The sequence below is a fragment of the Stappia sp. genome, from assembly GCF_048261845.1.
GTDB lineage: Bacteria > Pseudomonadota > Alphaproteobacteria > Rhizobiales > Stappiaceae > Stappia.
Genome location: NZ_JBLXFR010000058.1, coordinates 1 through 22,481, shown reverse-complemented (window position 1 = coordinate 22,481; position 22,481 = coordinate 1). Strand labels below are relative to the sequence as shown.

Below are 22,481 nucleotides of genomic sequence, written 5' to 3'. Positions count from 1 at the left end.
TGAACAGGATGCGCGGTCCGTCCTCGACCCGCAGGCCCGACAGGACGAGGGTCGCCGACGGCGTCATGCGGCGCGCAAGGCCGGCGGCCATGCGCATCAGGGGGCGCGCGAGGATATTGGCCACCACAAGGTCGAACGGCCCCTCTTCGGCGAAGATCCTGTGATCGACGCCCGCCGCGGTTGCCGTGCGCACCAGGCTGCCAGCAAGATTGTGGCGGGCATTCGCCTCCGCCGTAAGGGTGGAGACCGGATCGATGTCGGTGGCCAGCACAGGCTGGCGCGAAAGCAGAGCCATCGCGATGGCAAGCACGCCCGTTCCGGTTCCCAGATCAAGCATTCGCTTGTAGCGACGGCGCGACAGCAGCCGGTCGATCTCGATCAGGCATCCCGAGGTCGTGCCGTGGTGTCCCGTGCCGAAGGCCAGCGCGGCCTCGATCTCGATCGGGATCCCGTTCACCGGGCGCTTGGCCCGGTCGTGACTGCCATGCACGAAGAACCGCCCTGCCGACACCGGCGACAGGCCTTCCAGGCTCTTCTCCACCCAGTTGATGTCCTCCAGCACCACCGCCTCGACCGGCGCCGCGAAGGCATCCGCCCCCAGCCTGTCGCGAACAAGCGCGGCGGCCTCAGCCTCGCTCATGTCGAACAGCAGGATCTCGGCCGTCCACTCGCGCCCGTCGGCGGAGGATTCGAACACCGTCACCGGGTTTCCGTCATCCTCGAAATCGCGAACCAGCAATTCATAGATGCGCTTGGCCTCGATCTCGAGGGCGGTGATGCGGACACGAATGGTGGACATGATCTCCTCCGGCTGGACGCGATGGCCTGCCTAATAGCCGTGCCAATGCCGCGTCGCAATGGCCAACCACCCGCGGATGCGTCGCAGCGGCCCGCTGCATGGCGGGCGCGGTGTCAGTTGCCCGCCCTTTCAGGCGGCAGCAGAGACACGATCGTGTCGCCAACGCGCAAGGCCTCGCTCTTCGCCCCTCCGTCGGGCCGCAGCTTTCCACCCGAGGTGATGACGAGCAGCGTGATCGCGTCGGCCGGCCGGTCGGCGGCATGGGCTTCGCTGTCATATTCCTTGCTGAGCGTGGTCGCGGAGATACGCCAGTTGTCCGCGACCCTGGCGTCGAGCGCATGGATGCCGCCCGCGCTCCCCAGGAACGGACGCCCGCCCAGCGTCACCATGAGCTGGCGGCTTTCCGGCGTCTCCTCCTTGTCGCGCCCGACCTGCAGCACGTTGGAACGTCCGATCTCGGGGCCGAAATTCGTGCAGATCAGCGCGTTGTAATCGTCATTGTCCGTGGCCGCGAGAAGGTGGCTGTAGGACGACAGCGAAATCGTGTGTTCTGCCACCTCCGAGAGGATTTCGCCATAATGCGTGTCCACGCCCGCCTGCCGCGCCAGCCGGAGCCTGGCCCAGTTGCGGTCCGAGACAAGCACCGGAATGTCGCGTTCCTTCAGCTTGGCCGCCAACGCCACCGTGAAACGGCCGGCCCCGACGATTACCAGCCCGGCGTCCCCGCCGACAGAAAGACCCAGTGCCCTGGCAAGCGGGGCGATCGCGAAGCCATGCGCGACCACCGTCGCCACCACCACAGCGAAGGCAAGCGGCACGAGGCGCTCGCCATCGGCAATACCGCGCGAGGCAAGGAGACCGGCGAACAGTCCCGACACCGCGACGGCGACAACGCCGCGCGGCGCGATCCAGCCGACCAGCAGCCGTTCCTTCAAGGTGAGCCCGGCGCCGATGGTCGACAGCCAGACGGACAGCGGCCGCACCACGAACAGCAGGACAAGCACGAAGGCCAGCGTCCTGAGATCGAGCGCCGATATCAGCGCCGCCGGCTCCAGCGAGGCGGTGAGAATGATGAAAACGCCGGAGACGAGCAGGATCGTCATGGTTTCCTTGAAGCGCTTCACCTCGCCGAGCGATGCGATCCGCGAGTTTCCAAGCGCCAGCCCCAGCATGGTCACCGTCAGCAGGCCGCTTTCCTCCAGCACCGCATTGGACAGCGCATAGGTGACAAGCACGACCGTGAGAATGACCGGGATCTTCAGAAACTCCGGCACATGGCCATGAACGAAGGCGCGCACCAGCGCGCGGCCCGCGAACCAGCCTCCGCCAAGTCCGATCACAAGCGCGGCGACCACCCGCAAGGCCAGCGCGTCCGCCGCGTGGTGGCCGGACGAGACCAGGAACACCTCGTAGACGAAGACCGCAAGCAAGGCCCCGACCGGGTCCGCGAGGATCGCCTCCCAGCGCAGGATCGCCGCCGGGCGCCGGGTCAGCTTCGCCTGTCTCAAGAGCGGGATGATCACCGTCGGGCCGGTGACGACGAGGATGCCGGCGAAGACCAGTGCCGGCCAGAAACTGAGCTCGGCAACATAGAAGGCATTGACCGCGCCCAGCACGAAGGCGATCGGCGCACCGACAAGGACGATCCGGCGCACCGCCTTCGCGCTTTCCGATATCTGGTGGAAATTCAGCGTCAGCCCGCCTTCGAAGAGAATGATCGCCACGGCGACGGCGATCAGCGGCTGCACGATGCCGGCGAACTGGACGTTTGGCTGCACCAGGCCTGTTACCGGGCCGGCGAGCACGCCCGCGGCCAGCAGCAGCACGATCGCGGGCAACTGGAAGCGCCAGGCAAACCATTGCGCGGCGACGCCAGCGACTGCGATGAAGGCAATGGCGGTGACGACAGAGTGCATGTGGCAAACTCCAGGAGCGCTTCAACCAGCAGACCGATATCGCAGGATAGTCACAACAGGGCGAGCGCCGGGCGGCTCGCGATCAGTGGCGCTCGACGAAACTGTCGAGCACCTTCTTGCGGCCGGCCTTGTCGAACTGAACCGTCAGCTTGTTGCCCTCGATGGCGACGATCTCGCCATAGCCGAATTTCAGGTGGAAGACGCGTTCGCCCATGGCAAAGGCCGACGGCTCGTCCGCGACGGAGCGGGCGACGAGTTCCCCCTCAATGGTACGCGGCCCGCCGCGGTCCCGCTCGCTCCCCATCCGCCCGGCGAACCCGCCCGAGCCCGCGCCCGCCGCCTGCGCCTGCTGCGCCCGCGGCCAGCCCGGCGTCGAATAGCTCGTCTTGAACGGATCGCGCGTGTCGAAGCGACTGGCGCCGTATCCGCCGCCGCCGCCATAGCCCCCGTAGCTGTTCGATTGCGCGATCACGTCGACATGGTCGGCCGGCAATTCGTCAAGAAAACGGGACGGGATGGAGCTCTGCCACATGCCGTGGATGCGCCGGTTGGAAGCAAACCAGATCTTGGCCCGCCGCCGCGCCCGCGTGACGCCCACATAGGCAAGCCGGCGCTCTTCCTCCAGCCCGGCCCGGCCGCTCTCGTCGAGCGCCCTTTGATGGGGGAAAAGCCCCTCCTCCCAGCCGGGCAGGAAGACCGTGTCGAACTCCAGTCCCTTGGCCGAATGCAGCGTCATGATCGAGACCGCCTCGTTCGAGCCTTGCGCGTCCCGGTCCATGACCAGCGCGACATGCTCGAGAAAGCCCGGCAGGGATTCGAACTCGTCCATCGAACGGACCAGTTCCTTCAGGTTGTCGAGCCGGCCCGGCGCCTCGGCCGAGCGGTCGTTGCGCCACATCTCGGTGTAGCCGCTCTCGTCGAGCACGATCTCGGCAAGTTCGGTATGCGACATGGTCGGCATCAGGTCGCGCCAGCGGTCGAATTCCGCAAGCAGCATGCGCAAAGCGGTGCGTGCCTTGGGCTTCAGTTCCTCGGTCTGGCAGATATCGAAAGCCGACTGCATCAAGGGAATGCGGTTGGCCCGCGCATAGGCGTGAACGATCTTCAGGCTCGCCTCGCCCAGTCCCCGTTTCGGCGTGTTGACGATGCGCTCGAAGGCAAGATCGTCGGCCGGCTGCACGATACAGCGGAAATAGGCCATCGCGTCGCGGATCTCCATCCGCTCGTAGAAACGCGGTCCGCCGATCACCCGGTAGTTGACGCCGAGCGTCACGAACCGGTCCTCGAACTCGCGCATCTGGAACGAGGCGCGCACCAGGATCGCCATCGTGTCGAGGCTGTGCCCCTTGGCCTGCAGCGCCTCGATCTCGTCGCCGATGGCGCGCGCTTCTTCCTCCGAATCCCAGGCTGCCGCCACCGAAACGCGAACATCTTCTTCCGCATCGTCGACAACGTCCGTGAACAGCGTCTTGCCGAGCCGGCCCTCGTTGTGGGCGATCAGATGCGAGGCGGTGGCCAGGATATGGCTGGTCGAGCGGTAATTGCGCTCCAGCCGGATCACCTTGGCGCCGGGGAAATCGTGGTCGAAGCGCAGGATGTTGTCGACCTCGGCGCCGCGCCAGCCATAGATCGACTGGTCGTCATCGCCCACGCAGCAGATATTCGCATTGCCCTGGGCGAGCAGGCGCAGGAACAGGTACTGGGCGATGTTGGTGTCCTGATACTCGTCGACCAGCATGAAGACGAAACGGCGCTGATACTCCGCCAGAACGTCCGGATTGTCGCGGAACAGCGTGATGACATGGAGCAGGAGATCGCCGAAATCGGCGGCATTGAGGATCGACAGCCGCTCCTGGTACTGCTCGTAGAGCGAGCGCCCCTTGCCGTTGCCGAAGGAGCGTGCCTCGCCTTCGGGCACCTGAGCGGGCGTCAGGCCGCGGTTCTTCCAGCCGTCGAGCTGGCTTGCGAAGGCACGCGCCGTCCAGCGCTTGTCGTCGAGCCCTTCGGCCTGGATGATCTGCTTGATCAGCCGGATCTGGTCGTCGGTATCGAGGATCGAAAAGCCGGACTTGAGGCCGACAAGCTCGGCGTGCCGGCGCAGGATCTTGACGCAGATCGAGTGAAAGGTGCCGAGCCAGGGCATGCCTTCGGCGCTGTCGCCGATCAGCCGCTCGATCCGCTCCTTCATCTCCCGCGCGGCCTTGTTGGTGAAGGTCACCGACAGGATCTGGCTCGGAAAGGCGCGCCGCGTTGCCAGGATATGGCCGATGCGGGTGGTCAGAACCCGGGTCTTGCCGGTGCCGGCGCCGGCAAGCACCAGCACCGGCCCGTCCAGGGTTTCGACCGCCTCGCGCTGTTCCGGGTTCAGCCCGTCAAGATAGGAGGCATTTGCCGCCGGCCGCGCGAGCCCCGCCTGCGCCCGCGCGGCAATGCCGCTGCCGCCCGCCGGCCGCACGGGCACCGGCTCTCCGGGGCCCGAGGCGTGGTAGGAGGTGGAGAAGCGCTCGCCATTGGAATCGGGCATTGACTGTCATGTCTCGACGGGTTGGTCGCGATCGGGTCACCGCGAATCTGTTCGCTGTTTGGACCAATATAGCAAGTTTGCCCGGCCTTAGGAGGGGCGGCCGGCCGGAACCCTGAAAAGGTACGCGAAAACCCTTGGGTCAGCCGCCCGCCATCTCGATCCAGGCATCCTCGTCAATGACCTCGATGCCGAGATCGGCAGCCTTTTTCAGCTTCGAACCGGCCCCGGGCCCGGCGATGACGAGGTCGGTCTTCTTCGACACGGAACCGGAGACCTTCGCCCCCATCGCCTCGGCCCGCGCCTTGGCCTCGTCGCGGCTCATCTTCTCCAGGCTGCCGGTGAAGACCAGCGTCTTGCCGGCAACGGGGCTGGCATCGGCTTCGACCCGCTCCATCGCCTGCGGCCGGATCTCGCGCATCAAGGCAGCCAGCGCCTCGCGATTGTGGCTCTCGGCGAAGAACTCGACGACGGCCCGCGCCACCGTCTCGCCGATGCCGTCAATGTCCATCAGCTCGGCCCAGGCATCGGATTGCGCATCCTCCGCCGCCTGCATTGCCGTCTGAAAATTCTCCCAGTCGAGATAGTGGCGGGCGAGCAACTTGGCATTGCCCTCGCCCACATGCCGGATGCCAAGCGCATAGATCACCCGGTTGAGCGGCACCTCCCGGCGCGCCTCGATCGCGGCAAAGAGATTGGCCGCGCTTGTCTCGCCCCAGCCGTCGCGGTTCCTGAGCTTGATCAGCGGCGATGCAGCATCACGCTCGGCAAGCGTGAAGATGTCGGCCGGCTGGCGGATGCCGCCCTCCTCCATCGGCAGGTCGAAGAAGAACTCGACCTGCTTGTCGCCAAGGCCCTCGATGTCGAAGGCAAGACGGGAGACGAAATGCCTCAGCTTTTCCTTGGCCTGCGCCGGGCAGATCAACCCGCCGGTGCAGCGCCGCACCGCGTCGATGCGCCCGCTCGCCGGGTTGGTGTCGCGCACCGCATGGCTTTCGCAGGCCGGGCATCTGGTCGGGAAGAGATAAGGGGCCGAACCCGCCGGCCGCTTGTCGAGATCGATATCGACGATCTGCGGGATGACATCGCCGGCGCGCTGGATCTGAACTGTATCCCCGACCCGGATGTCCTTGCCGCCACGGATCGGCTCGCCGTCCTGTCCGATCCCCTTGATGTAATCCTCGTTGTGCAGCGTCGCATTGGAAACGACGACGCCGCCCACCGTCACCGGCTCGAGCTTGGCGACCGGCGTCAGCGCTCCGGTGCGCCCGACCTGGATCTCGATCTCGCGCAGCACGGTAAAGGCCTTTTCGGCCGGAAACTTGTGTGCCACCGCCCAGCGGGGCGCGCGCGAGACAAAGCCGAGGCGCGCCTGCAGGTCGAGCCGGTCGACCTTGTAGACCATGCCGTCGATGTCGTAGCCGAGCAGCGCCCGCTCCTCCTCGATCGCATGGTAGAGCGCCAGCAGGTCGGCAACGCTGTCGCAGCGCCGCATGCGGTCGTTGACGGTAAAACCCCAGCTTCCGAGCGTCTGCACCATGTCGTATTGCGTGTCGGCCGGCATGGCGCTCATCTCGCCCCAGGCATAGGCGAAGAAACGCAAGGGGCGTGAGCGCGTCACGTCCACGTTGAGCTGGCGCAAGCTGCCGGCGGCGGCATTGCGCGGGTTTGCGAAGACCTTGCCGCCCTGCGTCTCCATCCGCTCGTTGAGGGCGCGAAAATCCTCGTGGCGCATGTAGACTTCGCCGCGCACCTCGACGATGTCGGGGGCACCGGCGGGCAGGTCCTGCGGGATATCCGGGATCGTCAGCGCGTTCTGGGTGACGTTCTCGCCAACCGCCCCGTCACCCCGCGTTGCCGCGCTCACCAGCCGGCGCTTTTCGTAGCGCAGCGACAGCGACAGCCCGTCGATCTTCGGCTCGGCGGTCACGGCAATGGTGCCGGCGAGCGGGTCGATCTTCAGGAAGCGGCGGACGCGGCCGATGAAATCGGCGACATCCTCATCGGAAAAGGCGTTGTCCAGCGACAGCATCGGGATGGCGTGGGCAACCTTGCCGAAGCCCTCGGACGGGGCGCTGCCGACGCGCTGCGACGGGCTGTCGCTGCGCAGCAAGCTCGGGAACCGTGCCTCGATGGCGTCGTTGCGGCGCTTGAGGGCATCGTACTCGGCATCCGGGATGACCGGCGCGTCCTCGCCGTGATAGCGCCGGTCGTGCCCGGCGATCTCCTCGGCAAGCCTTGCCAGCTCGGCGGCGGCCTCCTCCAGCGTCAGGTCTTCGACGGTGCGGGCGGCAAGATCGGTATCGGACATGGCGGGATCGCAGCTGGTTGGCCGGTCCCTCGGACCGGCAGGCGGAAAGGTCGGAAACCGCGTCGCCGACCCTGCCGTCGCCCGCGATCCGTCACCGGAGTATGGGCTGTATCAAACTGCCGGGAAACCGCAAAGGCGTGCTTTCCCACCACAAGCAGACGGCATCCGGAAGCCTACGGATCAGGCGCGTCGGCGAGCAGGCGGTCGGCGGCAGCGCGCGCCTCGTCCGTGATGGTGGCACCGGCCAGCATGCGCGCGATCTCCTCGCGCCGATGATCGACGTCGATGCGCTGCACGCGTGTCGCGACCCGGTCCTCTCCCGCATCCTCCTTGAGGATCAGGAAGTGCCCGCCGGCCCGCGCCGCCACCTGCGGCGCATGGGTGACGGTGAGCACCTGGACGCGCCGCGCCAGCCGGGCAAGACGGTTGCCGATCGCCTCCGCGACAGCGCCGCCCACACCGGTGTCGATCTCGTCGAAGACGAGCGTCGGCGCCGATCCCTTGTCGGCCAACGACACTTTCAGCGCCAGCAGGAACCGGGACAGCTCGCCCCCCGAGGCGACCTTCATCATCGCTCCGGGCTTCGTGCCCGGATTGGTCTGCACCCAGAACTCGACCTGGTCGATGCCGTCGCGGCCGCGCTCTTGCGCGTCCGTCTCGACCTGCACGATGAACCGTGCCCGCTCCAGTTTCAGGTCCGGGAGCTCCCGCGCCACCGCAGCTTCCAGCGCGGCACCGGCCTGGCGGCGCCGGGCGGACAGCGCGAGCGCCTTCGCGTCATAGTCGGCCTGTGCCGCCTTCGCCGCCTCGACAAGACCGGCCAGCGCCTCTTCGCCGGCATCGAGCGCGGCAAGATCGGCCTCGAAGCGCGACTTGATGCCGGGCAGGTCGTCGACCGCGACCTGATACTTGCGGGCAGCGGCGCGCAGAGCGAAAAGCCGCTCTTCCGTTGCCTCCAGCGCGCGCGGATCAAACTCCGTCTCGCGCACGGCGGCCTCGAGGCCGGCCCTTGCATCCTCCAGCCGGTCAAGTGCCTCGGCGAGAAATCCGACCGGAGCCGAAAGGAGCTGCGGCGCCTGCTCGGCCTTGCGCTCCAGCCTCCGCCACAGCGAGGCAATCTCCGAAATCGGCGAGGCGGTGCCGTTCAGCGCCTCGAAGGCTTCGCCAAGGTCGCCGGCGATCTTCTCCACCTGCATCATCGACTGGCGCGAGGCGGCCAGTTCCTCCTCCTCCCCGGCAAGCGGCGCGAGAAGGTTGAGTTCTTCCGCCGAGGCACGCAGGTAGTCCGCCTCCCGGCGCGCGGCCGCGATCCGCTCCTCGTGCTCGGCAAGTGCCTTCGCCGCCTTGCGCATCGCGCCATGGGCCGCATTGACCGCGGCCCGGTCGCCGTCGCATTCGCCGAAGGAATCGAGCAGGCGCCGGTGCTCGGCCGGATCGGTATAGGCCCGCGCCTCGTTCTGGCCGTGGATCTCGACCAGCAGCCCCCCGGCCTGGCGCAGCAGCGCGACGCTGACGGGAGAATCGTTGATGAAGGCGCGGCTGCGTCCGTCTTCGGCCTGCACCCGGCGCAGGATGACATCGCCATCCGCCTCCAGGTCGTTGTCGCGCAGCAGCGCGCGAACCGGATGCGCCATGGGAACGTCGAAGGCGGCCGTGACCTGGCCCTGTGGCTGGCCGTTGCGCACAAGGCCGGCGTCACCGCGTCCGCCGAGCGCGAGGCTGAGCGCATCGAGAAGAATGGATTTGCCTGCGCCCGTCTCGCCCGTCAGCACCGACATGCCGGCGCCGAAAGACAGGTCGAGACGGTCGATCAGGACGATATCGCGAATGGCAAGCGCGGCGAGCATGCGAGCGGATGACCGGACCGGTTGTGCGGCAGCGCCGGAAAGCGCGCCGCGCGAGGATGACGCTTCAGATGTAGCCGCAGGAGGCGCCCCGCCGCAACGCCCAGAATGACGAAACCCGCGAGCCGTCCCGCGCCGGGATCACTGCCCCGTCAGGGGAAGGCTAGAGCGAGATGCCGCTGAACGCACGGCTGATCCAGCTGCCTGAATCCTCGTTCGGCGAATAGCCGCCGGTCTTCAGCAGGCTGAAGGCGTCCTTGTACCACTGGCTGTCGGGGAAATTGTGCCCGAGCACGGCGGCGGCCGTCTGCGCCTCGTTGACCACGCCGAGGGCATAATACGTCTCGACAAGCCGGAACAGCGCCTCTTCGATATGACGGGTGGTCTGGTAGTTGGTGACCACGACCTTGAAACGGTTGATCGCCGCGATCTGGTGATTCCGTTTCAGGTAGTAACGCCCGACCTCCATTTCCTTGCCGGCCAGCTGGTCCTGGGCGACGCGGATCTTGCTGCGGGCATCCTCGGCATATTCGGAGTCCGGATAGCGCTGGATCAGCTCTCCATAGGCAGCAAGCGCGCGCTGGGTCATCTCCTGGTCGCGCGTGACGTCCGGGATCTGCTTGTTGTAGGACTGGCCGATGATGTAGAGCGCATAGGCGCTGTCTTCATTGCCCGGATACAAGGTTGTGAAGCGCTTGGCGGCGGTGATCGCCTCCGGGAACTTGCCCAGGGAATAATTCAGATAGGCGAGATTGATCAGGGACTTGCGGGAATATTCCGAATAGGGATGAAGCTTGTCGACTTCCTGGAACTTCAACCGCGCGTCGCTCAGCTTGCCGTCGTTTCGCAGCGCCAGGCCTTCGTTGAACAGGACTTCCGGCGGCGTGTCGTTGGTCGCGAAATCTTCGTCATCCGTCGAGGAGCATGCAGCAAGCGCCAGCGCGGCAACGGCAAGCGTGGCAATCGTCGTTCTGCGCAGCCGACCGGAAAACGATCCGTCCGCGTTGGAAATGGGCACTGCCGCCATCACGTAAACTCACTCCTCAACTCGCTCCGGCCGTTGACGCCGCTCTCGCGCCGCAACGCGAAACCCTGCCGGGCGCTGTCATGCCGGATCATTCGCCCCGGCGACGGACGGGACCGAGGCACTGGCGCCGCGCCTCCCGCCATCAAACCGCGATCCGGCCGTGTTGTAACGGAAAATACCCGGTCGCGTCACGCCGTGTGAGGGACATTTGTCGCTTTTTTATGGCCGCCGGAACGGAGGAATCGCCGCAGGCCGGCCTCGCCGACATCCAAGGCACCGTCTGGCGCGACTCAGGACGCGCCCTGCGCAACCGCGAGGCGCGGCTCGTCGGCCTGGATCTGCGGAGCCGTGCGATCCGGCGAACGCTCGACGATCTCGAAGGCATCCTTGCCGGCGTTCTCGAACAGCTCGACCAGGATGGCGTGGTTCATCCGGTGCCCGCCCTTGTAGGAGCGGTAGAGCCCCAGGAAGGGAAGCCCGGCAAGCGCCAGATCGCCAACGGCATCGAGCATCTTGTGGCGAACGAACTCGTCCGCCCAACGCGTGCCCTCCGGATTCAGGACCTTCCCCTCGGAGATCGCGACCGAATTCTCGAGCGACGAGCCCAGGGCAAAGCCCATCGACCACAGCTTCTCCACATCCTGCACCGAACCGAAGGTACGGGCGCGGCAGAGCTCGTTGCGGAAGTTCTCCGCCTCGAGATCGAGAACCATCGACTGCCGGCCGATGACCGCCGCGTCGAAATCGATGGTGACGTCGAAACGGCAACCCTCGAACGGGCGCAGCTCGCACCAGGCGCTGCCCTGATCGACGCGCACGGTCTTCTTGACCCGGATATAGCGGCGGGGAGCGGCAAGCTTGCGAAGGCCAACGGAATCGATGGCCGCGACGAAGGCTTCCGAGCTGCCGTCCATGATCGGCATCTCGGGGCCGTCCATCTCGATCAGGGCGTTGTCCACGCCAAGTCCGCGCAGGGCGGCCATGAGATGCTCGACGGTCGAAACGCCACCGGCCTTCGGATCGCCGAGGACGGTGCAAAGGGCGGTGGCGGAAACGGCGCGCCAATGCGCGGGCAGTTCGACCTCGCGGCCGCTTTCAGGATCCCGGTTGACGAAAACGAAGCCGGTGCCGGCGTCGGCCGGATGCAGGGTGACCTCGGCCGGATTGCCGGAATGGACGCCAATTCCCTGCAGTGAGACGGATCCGGCAAGTGTCGTCTGCCGGTCGGAACCTACTTTCATCACCAGATTGTCCTGTCTGCAATGGCCTGAAACCCTGGCGCGAGTAATACAGGAGCGGCAGACCCCTTGGGTTGCCGGGCGCGGACGCACGATTCGCGCACCTGATCAATCGCAGGGTGAACATACAGGCAGGGCATGAGGGATAAGAAATAAAGCTTTGTTACGATATGTAACGGTTCATTAAATTTCATGACTTTGAAAAATATGGGAAATTTCGGCAGCTATCCCGACGGCGGGCGATCCGGTGAGGAGCCGGATCGCCCGTTGAGGGAGGGTCGTGAGGACGAGCCCCGATCAGTTCGCCTGGCGACGAAGGAAAGCCGGGATCTCGAGCTGGTCTTCTTCCGACAGGTTGCGCGGCTGCGACGCCGGACGACCGGTCAGATCGAGCTGACCTGCGGCGCCCTGTGCCGCGGGACGCGGCGCGGCGGGACGCATGGCCGGGGTCTGCTGCTGGGCCGGAGCCTGCTGGCGGACCGGCGCCTGGGCCGGACGCTGCGCCGCCTGGGGTTCGCGGGCCGGAGCGGGAGCAGGCCGCGGGGCCGGAGCTGCGGGCTGCTGGGCACGCGGTGCCTGCGCCGGCTCGGCACCGGCAGCATGCTCCATCTCTTCATCCTCGTCATGACGACCGAAACCGCTGGCGAGACGACGCAGCAGGCTCATCGGACGACGCTCGTCGCCGTGATGATGCTCCTCGTCCTCGACGCGGGTATGTGCCCGCATCTCACGCTGCGCCACCGGCGGAAAGTCCTCGATGGAGGGCATCCGCGAGGGCTGGGCGACGCTTTCGGCAACCGGCGGAATATAGGGCTCGACCGAAGGTGCGTCGGCGACCGGCTCGGCCAGATCCGCTTCGTCGAGATCGGCAAGCGGGGCGTCTTCGCCGATCATGCCGGGAGCCGGCGAGAACGGCGCGATCTCTACGTCCGGGTCGGTAGAGGCCTGCACCGGCTCGGGAATCTCCAGCTCCTGCTCGATACGCTCCACGGCGGCAGCGCGCATCGGGGCAGGCGTACGCGTGGCGGCGATGGCCGGCTTCGGCCGGACCGCCGGAGCGGGATCGGAGACTGTCTTCAACCGCTCGGTGAGCTCCGCCATGCGGGCTTCGGCCGGCGAGATGTCCTCGCGCAGTTCCTTGTCGATGCCGGTCGCCACGACCGACACCCGGATGATCCCGTCGAGGCTCTCGTCGAAGGTTGCGCCGAGTATAATGTTGGCATCCGCATCGACTTCCTCGCGAATGCGGGTTGCCGCCTCGTCGAGTTCGAAAAGGGTCAGGTCGTTGCCGCCGGTGATCGAGATCAGCAGGCCGCGCGCGCCCTTCATCGAGGTCTCGTCGAGCAGCGGATTGGCGATCGCCGCTTCCGCCGCCTGCATGGCGCGCTTGTCGCCCGAGGCCTCGCCGGTGCCCATCATCGCCTTGCCCATGCCGCGCATGATCGAGCGCACATCGGCAAAGTCGAGATTGATGAGACCTTCCTTGACCATCAGGTCGGTGATGCAGGCCACGCCCGAATAGAGCACCTGGTCGGCCATCGCGAAGGCGTCGGCGAAGGTGGTCTGAGCATTGGCGATGCGGAACAGGTTCTGGTTCGGAATGACGATCAGCGTGTCGACCGCCTTCTGAAGCTCGGTGATGCCGGCTTCGGCGATGCGCATGCGGCGCACGCCCTCGAACTGGAACGGCTTGGTGACGACGCCGACGGTCAGGATACCCATCTCGCGGGCCGCGCGGGCGATCACCGGTGCGGCGCCCGTGCCTGTGCCGCCGCCCATGCCGGCGGTGATGAACACCATGTGCGAGCCGGACAGGTGGTCGTTGATCTCGTCGATGACCTCTTCGGCCGCCGCCGCGCCGACATCGGGCTGCGAACCGGCGCCAAGGCCCTCCGTCACGGCCACGCCCATCTGGACGACGCGCTCCGCGTGATTGCTGGCCAGCGCCTGGGCGTCTGTATTGGCGACCACGAAGTCACAGCCCAGCAGACCGGCCTGGATCATGTTGTTAACGGCGTTGCCGCCGGCGCCACCGACGCCGAACACCGTAATTCTTGGCTTCAGTTCCTGAAGATCTGGCATTTTCAAGTTGATGGTCATGGCTTCCTCGCGACCCCTTGAAGGACCCGTTCTGGTTCCTTCACTAATCCTCGTTTCCCTCGTCGTCCGCCGGGAGTGCGCCCGGCGTTTTCCGAGGCAGTTGCCCGCCTCAGAAACTTTCGCGGATCCAGTTGCCGACCCTGGCCAGCGTACTTGATCCCAATGTCCAACGTGTGCCCGCGCCGCGCGGCTGGAACTGTTCCACCTGTGCGACCTGCGGATAGATCAGCAGGCCGACGGCGGCGGCGAAGGCAGGTCCCTTGGCTGCCTCGGGCAGGCCCGCGACACCGAGCGGGCGGCCGAGCCGTACCTGGCGACCGAGAACCCGGCGCGCCACATCGCTCAGCCCCGTGAGCTGGCTCGCGCCGCCGGTCAGAACGATGCGCTTGCCGACCCGTCCGGCAAAGCCGGAGGCGGTCAGCCGGTCGCGCACCAGTTCCATGATTTCCTCGACCCGCGGCACGATCACCCGCGTCAGCATCGAACGCGGGATCTGGTGCGGCAGGTCCCCGTCGGCATCCACCGGCGGGATCATGATGAGATCGCGGTCGTCGGCGCCGCTCGGCAGGGCCGACCCCTGCAGCGTCTTGATGCGCTCGGCATCGGCCAGACGCGTCGACAAGGCCCGCGCGATATCCATCGTCACGTGATGGCCGCCGACGGCGATCGCGTCCGTGTGCACCATCTGCCCCTCGACGAAGACCGAGAGCGTCGTCGTCCCGCCGCCCATGTCGACGCAGGCGACCCCAAGCTCGGTCTCGTCCTCGACCAGGGTCGAAAGGCCGCTCGCATAAGGGGTCGCGACCATCGTCTCAACCGCGAGATGGCCGCGATTGATGCAGAGTTCCAGGTTGCGCACCGGCGCCACTTCGGCAGTGACCACCTGCATGTCGACACCCAGCCGGCGCCCGATCATGCCGCGCGGGTCGCGCATGCCGCGATTGCCGTCGAGCGTGTAGGCGATCGGCAGGGCATGCATCACGGCGCGCCCCTCGGCGACCGTGTGGGCACTGCCGGCGGAAAGAACCCGCTGGATATCCGCCTCGCAGACCGCGTCGGAGGCAAGGCCCACGCTGGCGGTGATGATCTCGGAATGCAGCCGCCCGCAGGTGACGTTGGTGATCAGCGATTCCACGGTCAGTCCGGCCATCCGCTCGGCCGCGTCCACCGCCAGCCGGATCGCCTGTTCGGCGGCATCCATGTCGACCACGACACCCGACTTCAGGCCGCGCGAGCGCTGGTAGCCATAGCCGAGCACCTCGATCGCATGGGTCCGGCCCGGCAGCACGCAATCGTCATTGCGCGGGCTCAGCTTGGCGATGAGACAGCAGACCTTGGTCGAACCGATATCGAGAACCGACACGACGACCGCACGCCGCCCCGGGAGCGGACGCATGCGCGGCAGATAGATCGGGGCTTTCTGGCGGCTCATGCGTCGCCTCCCGTCCGCCGCACCTTGCTGCGTGTCTTCATTTCGGCGTCACGGCGCAGGGCCGCCTCGTCCGTCAGCCGCACGACCACCCTGTCGGGGAGCCGGATGTCGACGACGGTGATGTCCCGGGTCAGAAGGCCCGTCTCGTTGTCCATGCGCATCACATCGTCCAGTGCGCGCGCCACGTCTTGTTCCGGCAGGCGCACGGTGATGCCGTTTTCCAGCAGCAGGTCCCAGCGGCGGTCCGACACCAGCCGGGCCGCCCGCACCCGCGAGCGCAGTTCGGGCACCGCGCCGAGCGCGTCCAGGATCTCCGCGCCGCGATGCTGCGCACCATGGCCGACCAGCATCAGCAGGTTGGCATAGCGTCCGTCGACGTCATCGCTGATGACCTGGCCCTTGGCGTCGATCACCGACAGGCTGTCGCCGCGCTGCCAGAGCGCGAAGGCATCGCGCTCGTCGATGCTGACCTGCAGCGTGCCCGGATAGAGCTTCTTCACCGAAACCGTCTCGATCCACGGAATGCGCGACAGCCGCTCGCGCGCCGCCGCCGCGTCGAACAGCGCCAGCGACGTCCCGGCCTGGATTTCCAGTGCCTCGAGAATTTCGAACTCGGTGGTTTCCTTTTGACCCGAAAGCTTGACGGCGGCGATCTCGAATCCGGCCGCCGATGTCAGTGATTCGCTCACCGTGTGCGCATATCCGCCTACAACCAGCGCGTAAAAAACAGTTGCCGAGAGAAAGGCAAGTGCTCCGGCCGTGCCGGTCCACTCGGGCAGATCCTGCAAGAAACCGGCGGCGCGCCACAGGGGGCGCCGATGCAAACGGGGCACGCCGCGACCGCGCGGCGCAAGCGCCGCCTCGATCGGCAGGACCATGTCCTCACCCCGTTTTGCCTTTATCGTCCGCAACTTGCGTTCTCCACCATCCAGCTGGTCAGGTCTTCATAAGAGTGCCCGGCATGCGCGGCGATCTCCGGCACAAGCGAGGTCTGGGTCATTCCGGGCTGTGTATTCACTTCAAGACAGATCAGCTCACCGCGACCGCCACGCTGTTCGTCGAAGCGGAAATCTGCCCGTGTAACGCCCTTGCAACCGAGTGCCTGATGCGCCCTTAAGCTCAGTTTCTGTACTTCTTGGTAAACAAATGGTGAAATTTCCGCCGGCAGGACGTGTTGTGATCCGCCGGGCGCATATTTGGCGTCGAAATCGTAGAAGCCGTGGCCGAGCGGCATCACTTCCGTGACCCCCAGCGCCACATTGCCCATCACCGCGCAGGTCAGCTCCCGGCCGGGGATGTAACGCTCGACCATGACGATGTCGCCATAGGGCCAATCCTCGCGATAGAGCTCCTGTGGCGGGTGCTCGGCATTCTCCTTGACGATCAGCACGCCGAAGGACGATCCCTCGCGCACGGGTTTGGCGACATAGGGGGGCGGCAGGGCGTGCGCCTTGGCCGCTTCCAACCTGTGCATCACCTTGTGCTCGGCGACCGGGATGCCCGCGGCCTTCATCACCGCCTTCGCCTTCTGCTTGTCCATGGCGAGCGCCGAGGCGGCGACGCCGGAATGCGTATAGGGAATCCCCAGGATTTCCAGCAGTCCCTGAATGCAGCCATCCTCGCCGAACGGACCGTGCAGGGCGTTGAACGCGACGTCGGGTTTCAAGTCCTGGAGCACGGAGGCGATGTCCCGTTGCACATCGACCCGCGTCACCCGGTAGCCGGCCCGCTCGAGAGCCGCCGCGCAGCCTTCGCCGGACCACAGACTGACCGGGCGTTCGGCGGACCAGCCCCCCATCAGCACCGCGACATGCTTGCGCTCAGCCATGGGATGCCTCCTTTTCCTGTCGAGCGCCGAGAAACGGCGCGATCTCTATCCCGTTCGGCCAAAGCCCGAGCCGCTTGATTTCCCATTCCAGCGCGATCCCGCTGGTCTCCAGGACCCTGGCTCGAACCGTCTCGCCGAGCCGCTCCAGGTCTTCCGCCGAGGCCTCGCCGGTGTTGATCATGAAGTTGCAATGCATGTCCGACATCCGCGCGCCGCCGATCTGCAACCCGCGCCCGCCAGCCGCGTCGACAAGCTTCCAGGCGAAATGTCCCGGCGGGTTCTTGAATGTCGAGCCGCCGGTCTTCTCGCGGATCGGCTGGGCGGCCTCGCGATGGGCCTGAACATCGGCCATCTCGGCGCGGATTGCCTCGCGCTCACGCGGTTCGCCGCGAAACACGGCCTCGGTGAAGATCGTGTCGCCGGGCTGTGCGCTGTGCCGGTAGCGATAGTCCATGTCGGCACGGCTCAGACGCACGACCTCACCGGCCCGCGTGACGCCCTCCAGTTCGACCACCACATCCGCCGTTTCGCTGCCATGCGCGCCTGCATTCATCCGCAAGGCGCCTCCGATTCCGCCGGGAATGCCGGCATAGAAGGCAAATCCGCCCTGCCCGGCATCCGCGGCCGCTTCGGCAAGCCGCTTGTCGGGCACCGCCGCACCGGCGCGGATGGTGCCGTCATCTTCCACCGTGACCGAGCCGAACCCCTTCGCCCCGAGCCGGACAACGACGCCGGGAATTCCGCCGTCACGCACCAGAAGGTTCGAGCCGAGGCCGATCGGCAGCACCGGAACCTCTTCCGGCAGGTGCGACAGGAACGTGGCAAGGTCTTCCGTATCGGCGGGCTGGAACAGGAGCTGCGCCGGACCGCCGACGCGAAACCAGGTCACTGCGGAGAGCGGCTGGTTCGCCGTCAGCTTGCCGCGCAACCCGATGCGGTCCAGCCCGTGCCTGCCGATCAGATCGGGAAAGCTCATGCCCCGGCTCCGCCGCGCGCGGTCGCCAGCGCTTCGGGCAGGGTCTGGGCCCATTGCGAGATGCTGCCCGCCCCCAGACAGACCACATAATCGCCCGGCTCCGCGATCCGCGCCACGGTGCCGGCAAGCTCGTCCTCGCTGCCGATTGCGTGAACGCTGCGGTGACCGCTCGCGCGGATGCCGTTCGCCAACGCATGATGGTCGATGCCTTCGCGCGGTGCCTCGCCGGCCGCGTAGACCGGCGCGCAGACCACGTGGTCCGCGTCGTTGAAACAGGCGGAGAACTCGTCGAACAGGCTTTCCAGCCGCGTGTAGCGATGCGGCTGCACGACTGCGACCACCTTGCCCGGCGCAACGGCCCGGGCAGCCGACAGGACGGCGCGGATTTCCACCGGATGATGGGCGTAGTCGTCGAAGATCTCGATCCCCTCCACCGAACCGGTATGGGTGAAGCGCCGCTTGACGCCGCGAAAGGCAGCCAGTCCCTTGCGGATCTGCTCCGGCGAGATGCCGAGCTTCCAGGCAACCGCGATCGCCGCCGTCGCGTTGGACACGTTGTGCAGGCCCGGCATCGGCAGGCTCAGGTCTTCGACCGTCTCGGCCGTGCCCGCGATGCGATCGCGCAGCTCCACGGAAAACACCGACGCCGCCCCTTGCGTGCGCAGGTCGAAGAACCGAACGTCCGCCTGCCGGTTCTGGCCATAGGTGATGACCTGCCGGTCCTCGATCCGCCCGACCATGGCCTGCACCTCCGGATGGTCGAGGCACATGACCGCGAAGCCGTAGAACGGCACGTTCTCCACGAATTGCAGGAAGGCATCGCGCACGCCGTCGAAATCGCCGTAATGGTCGAGATGTTCCGGATCGATATTGGTGACGACGGCGATATCCGCCGGCAGCTTGACGAACGTGCCGTCGGACTCGTCCGCCTCCACCACCATCCAGTCGCCCTGGCCCATCCGGGCATTGGTGCCATAGGCATTGATGATGCCGCCGTTGATGACGGTGGGATCCAGCCCGCCGGCATCGAGAACGGCGGCGATGATCGAGGTTGTCGTCGTCTTGCCATGGGTGCCGCCGATGGCGATCGCCTGCTTGAAGCGCATCAGCTCGGCCAGCATCTCGGCGCGGCGCACGATCGGCAGAAACCGTTCGCGGGCAGCGATCAGTTCGGGGTTGTCGCGCTTGATCGCCGAGGAAACGACGACCACACGCGCATCGCCGATATTGGCACCGTCATGGCCGACCTTGACCGCGATGCCCTTGTCGCGCAGCCGCTTGACATTGGCGCTTTCGGAAAGGTCCGATCCCTGAACGGTGTAGCCGAGCATGTGCAGCACTTCGGCGATGCCGCTCATGCCGATGCCACCAATACCGATGAAATGAACCGGACCAAGGTCCTGGGGCATCTTCATGATGCGTCTCCGTTTTGGGTTTCGCGCGTCGCGAGCGCATCCAGCGGCGTCCTCGCGGCAACATGTTCGACAAGATCGGCAAGCAGCGAGACCGCATCCGGGCGGCCCGCAGCGCGTGCAGCTTCCGCCGCCCGCGCCAGACGCTCCGGAGCATCCATCAGTTCGGCGAGCAACGCCGCGAGCCGTTCCGGGCTCAGTTCCGCCTGACCGACCGGCCAGGCGCCGCCGGCCCGCGCCAGCACTTCCGCGTTGCGGCCCTGGTCGTTGTCCAGCGCATGCGGCAGCGGCACCAGAACCGACGGCCTTCCGATCACGGCCAGTTCGCTGACGCTGGAGGCGCCCGACCGGCACAGCACCAGATGCGCGGCGGCGATTTTTTCCGGCATGTCGGAAAAGAACGGCGCGAGTTCCGCCTTCACCCCGAGCCGGTCGCACACGGCGCGCACGTCCTCGATGTCTTCCGGGCGGCACTGCTGGACCAGCGAGAGGCGGTCGCGCGTCTCCGGATCGAGGCACTCCAGCGCCGCCGGCATCACCTGGGAGAAGAACCGCGCACCCTGCGACCCACCGAACACCAGAAGGCGGAACGCCTCTCCCGCCTGCGGGGCCCTGTAGGCCGTGCCGCTTGCGGCGATGACCGCCTCGCGCACCGGATTGCCGGTGCGAACCGACTTGGCCGCGTGGTCTCCCGCCGCCTCTCCCACGAGCGGAAAGCTTGTCGCCACCGCGCTCGCGCGACCGGCAAGCATCCGGTTCGCCCGGCCCATCACGGCATTTGCCTCATGCAGGACGCTCGGCACACCGCCGAGGAAGGCCGCGAACATGGGAGGGAAGGTCGGATAGCCGCCGAAGCCGACCACCGCGTCGGGCCGCAACCGCCGGATCAGGGCACGCGCCTGCAGGAGGCCCTTGCCGAGCTTCCAGGCCGTGCGCGCGAGCGCGACGGGAGAACGGCCGCCGAGCGTTGCCGAGGAGATCACATGCACCGCGCGAGCGGGAAAATCCGCCCCGTAATCGCTGACCCGATGATCGGTCGCAAGTTCCACCACATGCCCGCGCCGGACCAGTTCGCCAGCCAGCGCCTGCGCGGGAAACAGATGGCCGCCGGTGCCGCCGGCGGTGAGGAGAAACGTCCGGGTCATGACGCCTCGCTTACGACAGGCTGGCGGGAGACAGCCGCGAAACGATCACGCTGTCGGAGCGCGAGGCTTGCGGGCGTCGTCGGGTCAGGGCGAGAACAAAGCCCATAGAGATGGCCGTCGCCAGCAGGGATGAGCCGCCATAGGAGATGAACGGCAGGGTCATGCCCTTGGCCGGCATCAGGTTGAGGTTCACGGCCATGTTGATGCAGGCCTGGATACCGAACAGCACCATCAGCCCGGCGGTTGCCAGCCGGCCGAAGGGATCGCTGTCCTGGGCCGCATGGGACAGTCCGCGCAGCACGACGAAGCTGAAGACCAGCAGCAGCAGCAGGCAGACGATGATGCCGAACTCCTCCGCCGCCACGGCGAAGATGAAATCGGTATGGCTTTCCGGCAGGACACGCTTGATCGTGCCCTCGCCCGGCCCGCGACCAAACCAGCTGCCGGCGACGAAGGCCTCGATCGCCCGGTCGATGTTGAACGTGTCACCCGAGCTCGGATCGAGGAACCGGTCGACGCGGCTTTGCACGTGGGGGAGCATGACATAGGCGGCGACCAGACCGCCGATGCCGAGCGTGCCGATCGGCACGATCGCCAGCCACGACAGCCCGTTCAGGAAGATCAGGGCCGCGAAGACCAGCGCCAGCAGCATCGTCTGGCCGAAGTCGGGCTGGGCGACAAGCAGGGCCGCCGCGATGATGAAGAGCAGCAGCGAGAACAGCGTCCCGGGAACCTCCGGCCGGCGGCCGCCTTCCGACAGCAGGAAGGAAACCAGCACGATCAGCGCCGGCTTGAGAAACTCCGACGGCTGGATCGAAAAGCCGAGCAGGTTGATCCAGCGCCGGGCGCCCTTGGCCTCCAGGCCGATGAACAGCGTCGCAACCATCATCACCAGCGACACCGCGAAGAGCAGCAGCGCCGCTCGGCGCACCATGCGCGGGCTCAGCGCCGAGATCGCCAGCATCAGGGCCAGCGCCGGCAGCAGGAACATCGCCTGCCGCTTGATGAAATGGTAGCTGTCGATCCCCAGCCTTTCGGCAACCGCCGGACTGGCGGCGAAGGACAGGACGATGCCGCCGATCATCAGGATGATGAAACCGGCAACGAGATACCGGTCAACGGTCCAGAGCCATTCGGCGAAGGGACTGCGATCTGCGCGGCTGACCATCAGGCAACCTCCTGTCCGGCGTGGCGCGCGGCGGCCGTTCGCGCCGCCTCGGAGAACGCCCGCCCTCGGGCCTCGAAATTGGGGAACTGGTCGAAGGAGGCGCAGGCCGGCGACAACAGCACCACCGGCTCTGCGTGAGCATCGCTACCCGCATCGCGTGCGGCCGCCGCAGTCGCGTCAGCCAGCGTGTCGCAGGTTTCGAAGCTCACCTGCCCGGCAAGTGTGGCGGCGAAAGCATCGGTCGCCTCGCCGATCAGATAGGCCTTTGCGATCCGGCCGAAACAGGGCTGCAAGCTGTCGATGCCGCCCGCCTTGGCACGCCCGCCGGCGATCCAGTAGATCCGCTCATAGCTCGCCAGTGCGCGTTCCGCGGCATCGGCATTGGTCGCCTTGCTGTCATTGACGAAGAGCACGCGTCCGGCGCGCGCCACCACTTCCATCCGGTGTTCAAGTCCGGGAAAGCTCTCCAGCCCGCCGCGTATCTCGGCATCCGACAATCCGAGTGCCCGGCAGACCGCAATCGCGGCCGCAGCGTTCTGCGCGTTATGCGCACCGCGCAGCGAGGTGATCGGGGCAAGGTCGGCGAAGGGCGTCTGCGCCGCCGCCTGTGCGAGCCACATGGAGCTGCCCTGCGCATAGATGCCGTCGGCCACCGGCTGGCGGGCGCTGATGCGCAAGGTCGTGGTTCCCGACCGTTCGGCCCGGTCGGCAATCGCCGCGCTCAGGCTGTCGTCGACACCCACGACAGCCATGCGGCTGCCGGC

General features: G+C 66.8%; 16 protein-coding genes. All 16 read right to left on the bottom strand.

Annotation, left to right across the window (positions count from 1 at the left end; all coding sequences use genetic code 11):
• A partial coding sequence (locus ACN0T5_RS17870; protein WP_417769975.1) for a 50S ribosomal protein L11 methyltransferase occupies window positions 1-799 on the bottom strand: 799 nt, incomplete at its 3' end.
• A gap of 113 nt (window positions 800-912) precedes the next feature.
• Window positions 913-2,715, bottom strand: a complete 1,803-nt coding sequence (locus tag ACN0T5_RS17865) for a cation:proton antiporter (RefSeq protein ID WP_417769974.1) — start codon at window positions 2,713-2,715, stop codon at window positions 913-915.
• Window positions 2,716-2,797: 82 nt separating this feature from the next.
• Window positions 2,798-5,239, bottom strand: coding sequence for an ATP-dependent helicase (locus tag ACN0T5_RS17860; RefSeq protein WP_417769973.1), 2,442 nt, complete (start codon window positions 5,237-5,239; stop codon window positions 2,798-2,800).
• Window positions 5,240-5,378: 139 nt separating this feature from the next.
• On the bottom strand, window positions 5,379-7,547 hold the full coding sequence (gene ligA, locus ACN0T5_RS17855; RefSeq protein WP_417769972.1) for an NAD-dependent DNA ligase LigA: 2,169 nt from the start codon (window positions 7,545-7,547) through the stop codon (window positions 5,379-5,381).
• Between the two features lie 173 nt (window positions 7,548-7,720).
• Window positions 7,721-9,394: a DNA repair protein RecN gene (gene recN / locus ACN0T5_RS17850; protein ID WP_417769971.1), complete on the bottom strand. Its 1,674-nt coding sequence runs from the start codon at window positions 9,392-9,394 to the stop codon at window positions 7,721-7,723.
• Between the two features lie 160 nt (window positions 9,395-9,554).
• Complete coding sequence (locus tag ACN0T5_RS17845; protein ID WP_417769970.1) at window positions 9,555-10,418, bottom strand: outer membrane protein assembly factor BamD; 864 nt, start codon at window positions 10,416-10,418, stop codon at window positions 9,555-9,557.
• A gap of 290 nt (window positions 10,419-10,708) precedes the next feature.
• Window positions 10,709-11,659, bottom strand: a complete 951-nt coding sequence (lpxC, locus tag ACN0T5_RS17840; protein ID WP_417769969.1) for a UDP-3-O-acyl-N-acetylglucosamine deacetylase — start codon at window positions 11,657-11,659, stop codon at window positions 10,709-10,711.
• A gap of 294 nt (window positions 11,660-11,953) precedes the next feature.
• Window positions 11,954-13,756, bottom strand: a complete 1,803-nt coding sequence (gene ftsZ, locus ACN0T5_RS17835; RefSeq protein WP_417769968.1) for a cell division protein FtsZ — start codon at window positions 13,754-13,756, stop codon at window positions 11,954-11,956.
• Window positions 13,757-13,865: 109 nt separating this feature from the next.
• Window positions 13,866-15,152, bottom strand: a complete 1,287-nt coding sequence (ftsA, locus tag ACN0T5_RS17830; RefSeq protein WP_417769976.1) for a cell division protein FtsA — start codon at window positions 15,150-15,152, stop codon at window positions 13,866-13,868.
• 32 nt (window positions 15,153-15,184) lie between these two features.
• Window positions 15,185-15,877 carry a cell division protein FtsQ/DivIB gene (locus ACN0T5_RS17825; RefSeq protein WP_417769967.1) on the bottom strand — a complete coding sequence of 231 codons (693 nt, stop codon included), beginning with the start codon at window positions 15,875-15,877 and terminating at the stop codon, window positions 15,185-15,187.
• A gap of 209 nt (window positions 15,878-16,086) precedes the next feature.
• Window positions 16,087-17,016 (bottom strand): D-alanine--D-alanine ligase, encoded by a 930-nt coding sequence (locus tag ACN0T5_RS17820; RefSeq protein ID WP_417769966.1) that lies wholly within the window; start codon window positions 17,014-17,016, stop codon window positions 16,087-16,089.
• Window positions 17,009-17,992, bottom strand: a complete 984-nt coding sequence (murB, locus tag ACN0T5_RS17815) for a UDP-N-acetylmuramate dehydrogenase (RefSeq protein ID WP_417769965.1) — start codon at window positions 17,990-17,992, stop codon at window positions 17,009-17,011. The genes ACN0T5_RS17820 and murB overlap by 8 nt, the downstream gene beginning before the upstream one ends.
• Window positions 17,989-19,407 (bottom strand): UDP-N-acetylmuramate--L-alanine ligase, encoded by a 1,419-nt coding sequence (gene murC, locus ACN0T5_RS17810; RefSeq protein ID WP_417769964.1) that lies wholly within the window; start codon window positions 19,405-19,407, stop codon window positions 17,989-17,991. Before murC ends, murB begins: the two co-directional genes overlap by 4 nt.
• On the bottom strand, window positions 19,404-20,549 hold the full coding sequence (murG, locus tag ACN0T5_RS17805) for an undecaprenyldiphospho-muramoylpentapeptide beta-N-acetylglucosaminyltransferase (protein ID WP_417769963.1): 1,146 nt from the start codon (window positions 20,547-20,549) through the stop codon (window positions 19,404-19,406). Before murG ends, murC begins: the two co-directional genes overlap by 4 nt.
• A 10-nt stretch (window positions 20,550-20,559) precedes the next feature.
• Window positions 20,560-21,717, bottom strand: coding sequence for an FtsW/RodA/SpoVE family cell cycle protein (locus ACN0T5_RS17800; RefSeq protein ID WP_417769962.1), 1,158 nt, complete (start codon window positions 21,715-21,717; stop codon window positions 20,560-20,562).
• A partial coding sequence (locus tag ACN0T5_RS17795) for a glutamate ligase domain-containing protein (RefSeq protein WP_417769961.1) occupies window positions 21,717-22,481 on the bottom strand: 765 nt, incomplete at its 5' end. The genes ACN0T5_RS17795 and ACN0T5_RS17800, both read right to left, overlap by 1 nt.

Excerpts from the sequence above, each read along its gene's own strand:
- ACN0T5_RS17865 (WP_417769974.1), bottom strand. The coding sequence starts at position 2,715 with ATGCACTCTGTCGTCACCGCCATTGCCTTCATCGCAGTCGCTGGCGTC.
- ACN0T5_RS17860 (WP_417769973.1), bottom strand. The coding sequence starts at position 5,239 with ATGCCCGATTCCAATGGCGAGCGCTTCTCCACCTCCTACCACGCCTCG.
- ligA (WP_417769972.1), bottom strand. The coding sequence starts at position 7,547 with ATGTCCGATACCGATCTTGCCGCCCGCACCGTCGAAGACCTGACGCTG.
- recN (WP_417769971.1), bottom strand. The coding sequence starts at position 9,394 with ATGCTCGCCGCGCTTGCCATTCGCGATATCGTCCTGATCGACCGTCTC.
- ACN0T5_RS17845 (WP_417769970.1), bottom strand. The coding sequence starts at position 10,418 with ATGGCGGCAGTGCCCATTTCCAACGCGGACGGATCGTTTTCCGGTCGG.
- lpxC (WP_417769969.1), bottom strand. The coding sequence starts at position 11,659 with ATGAAAGTAGGTTCCGACCGGCAGACGACACTTGCCGGATCCGTCTCA.
- ftsZ (WP_417769968.1), bottom strand. The coding sequence starts at position 13,756 with ATGACCATCAACTTGAAAATGCCAGATCTTCAGGAACTGAAGCCAAGA.
- ftsA (WP_417769976.1), bottom strand. The coding sequence starts at position 15,152 with ATGCGTCCGCTCCCGGGGCGGCGTGCGGTCGTCGTGTCGGTTCTCGAT.
- ACN0T5_RS17820 (WP_417769966.1), bottom strand. The coding sequence starts at position 17,016 with ATGGCTGAGCGCAAGCATGTCGCGGTGCTGATGGGGGGCTGGTCCGCC.
- murB (WP_417769965.1), bottom strand. The coding sequence starts at position 17,992 with ATGAGCTTTCCCGATCTGATCGGCAGGCACGGGCTGGACCGCATCGGG.
- murC (WP_417769964.1), bottom strand. The coding sequence starts at position 19,407 with ATGAAGATGCCCCAGGACCTTGGTCCGGTTCATTTCATCGGTATTGGT.
- murG (WP_417769963.1), bottom strand. The coding sequence starts at position 20,549 with ATGACCCGGACGTTTCTCCTCACCGCCGGCGGCACCGGCGGCCATCTG.
- ACN0T5_RS17800 (WP_417769962.1), bottom strand. The coding sequence starts at position 21,717 with ATGGTCAGCCGCGCAGATCGCAGTCCCTTCGCCGAATGGCTCTGGACC.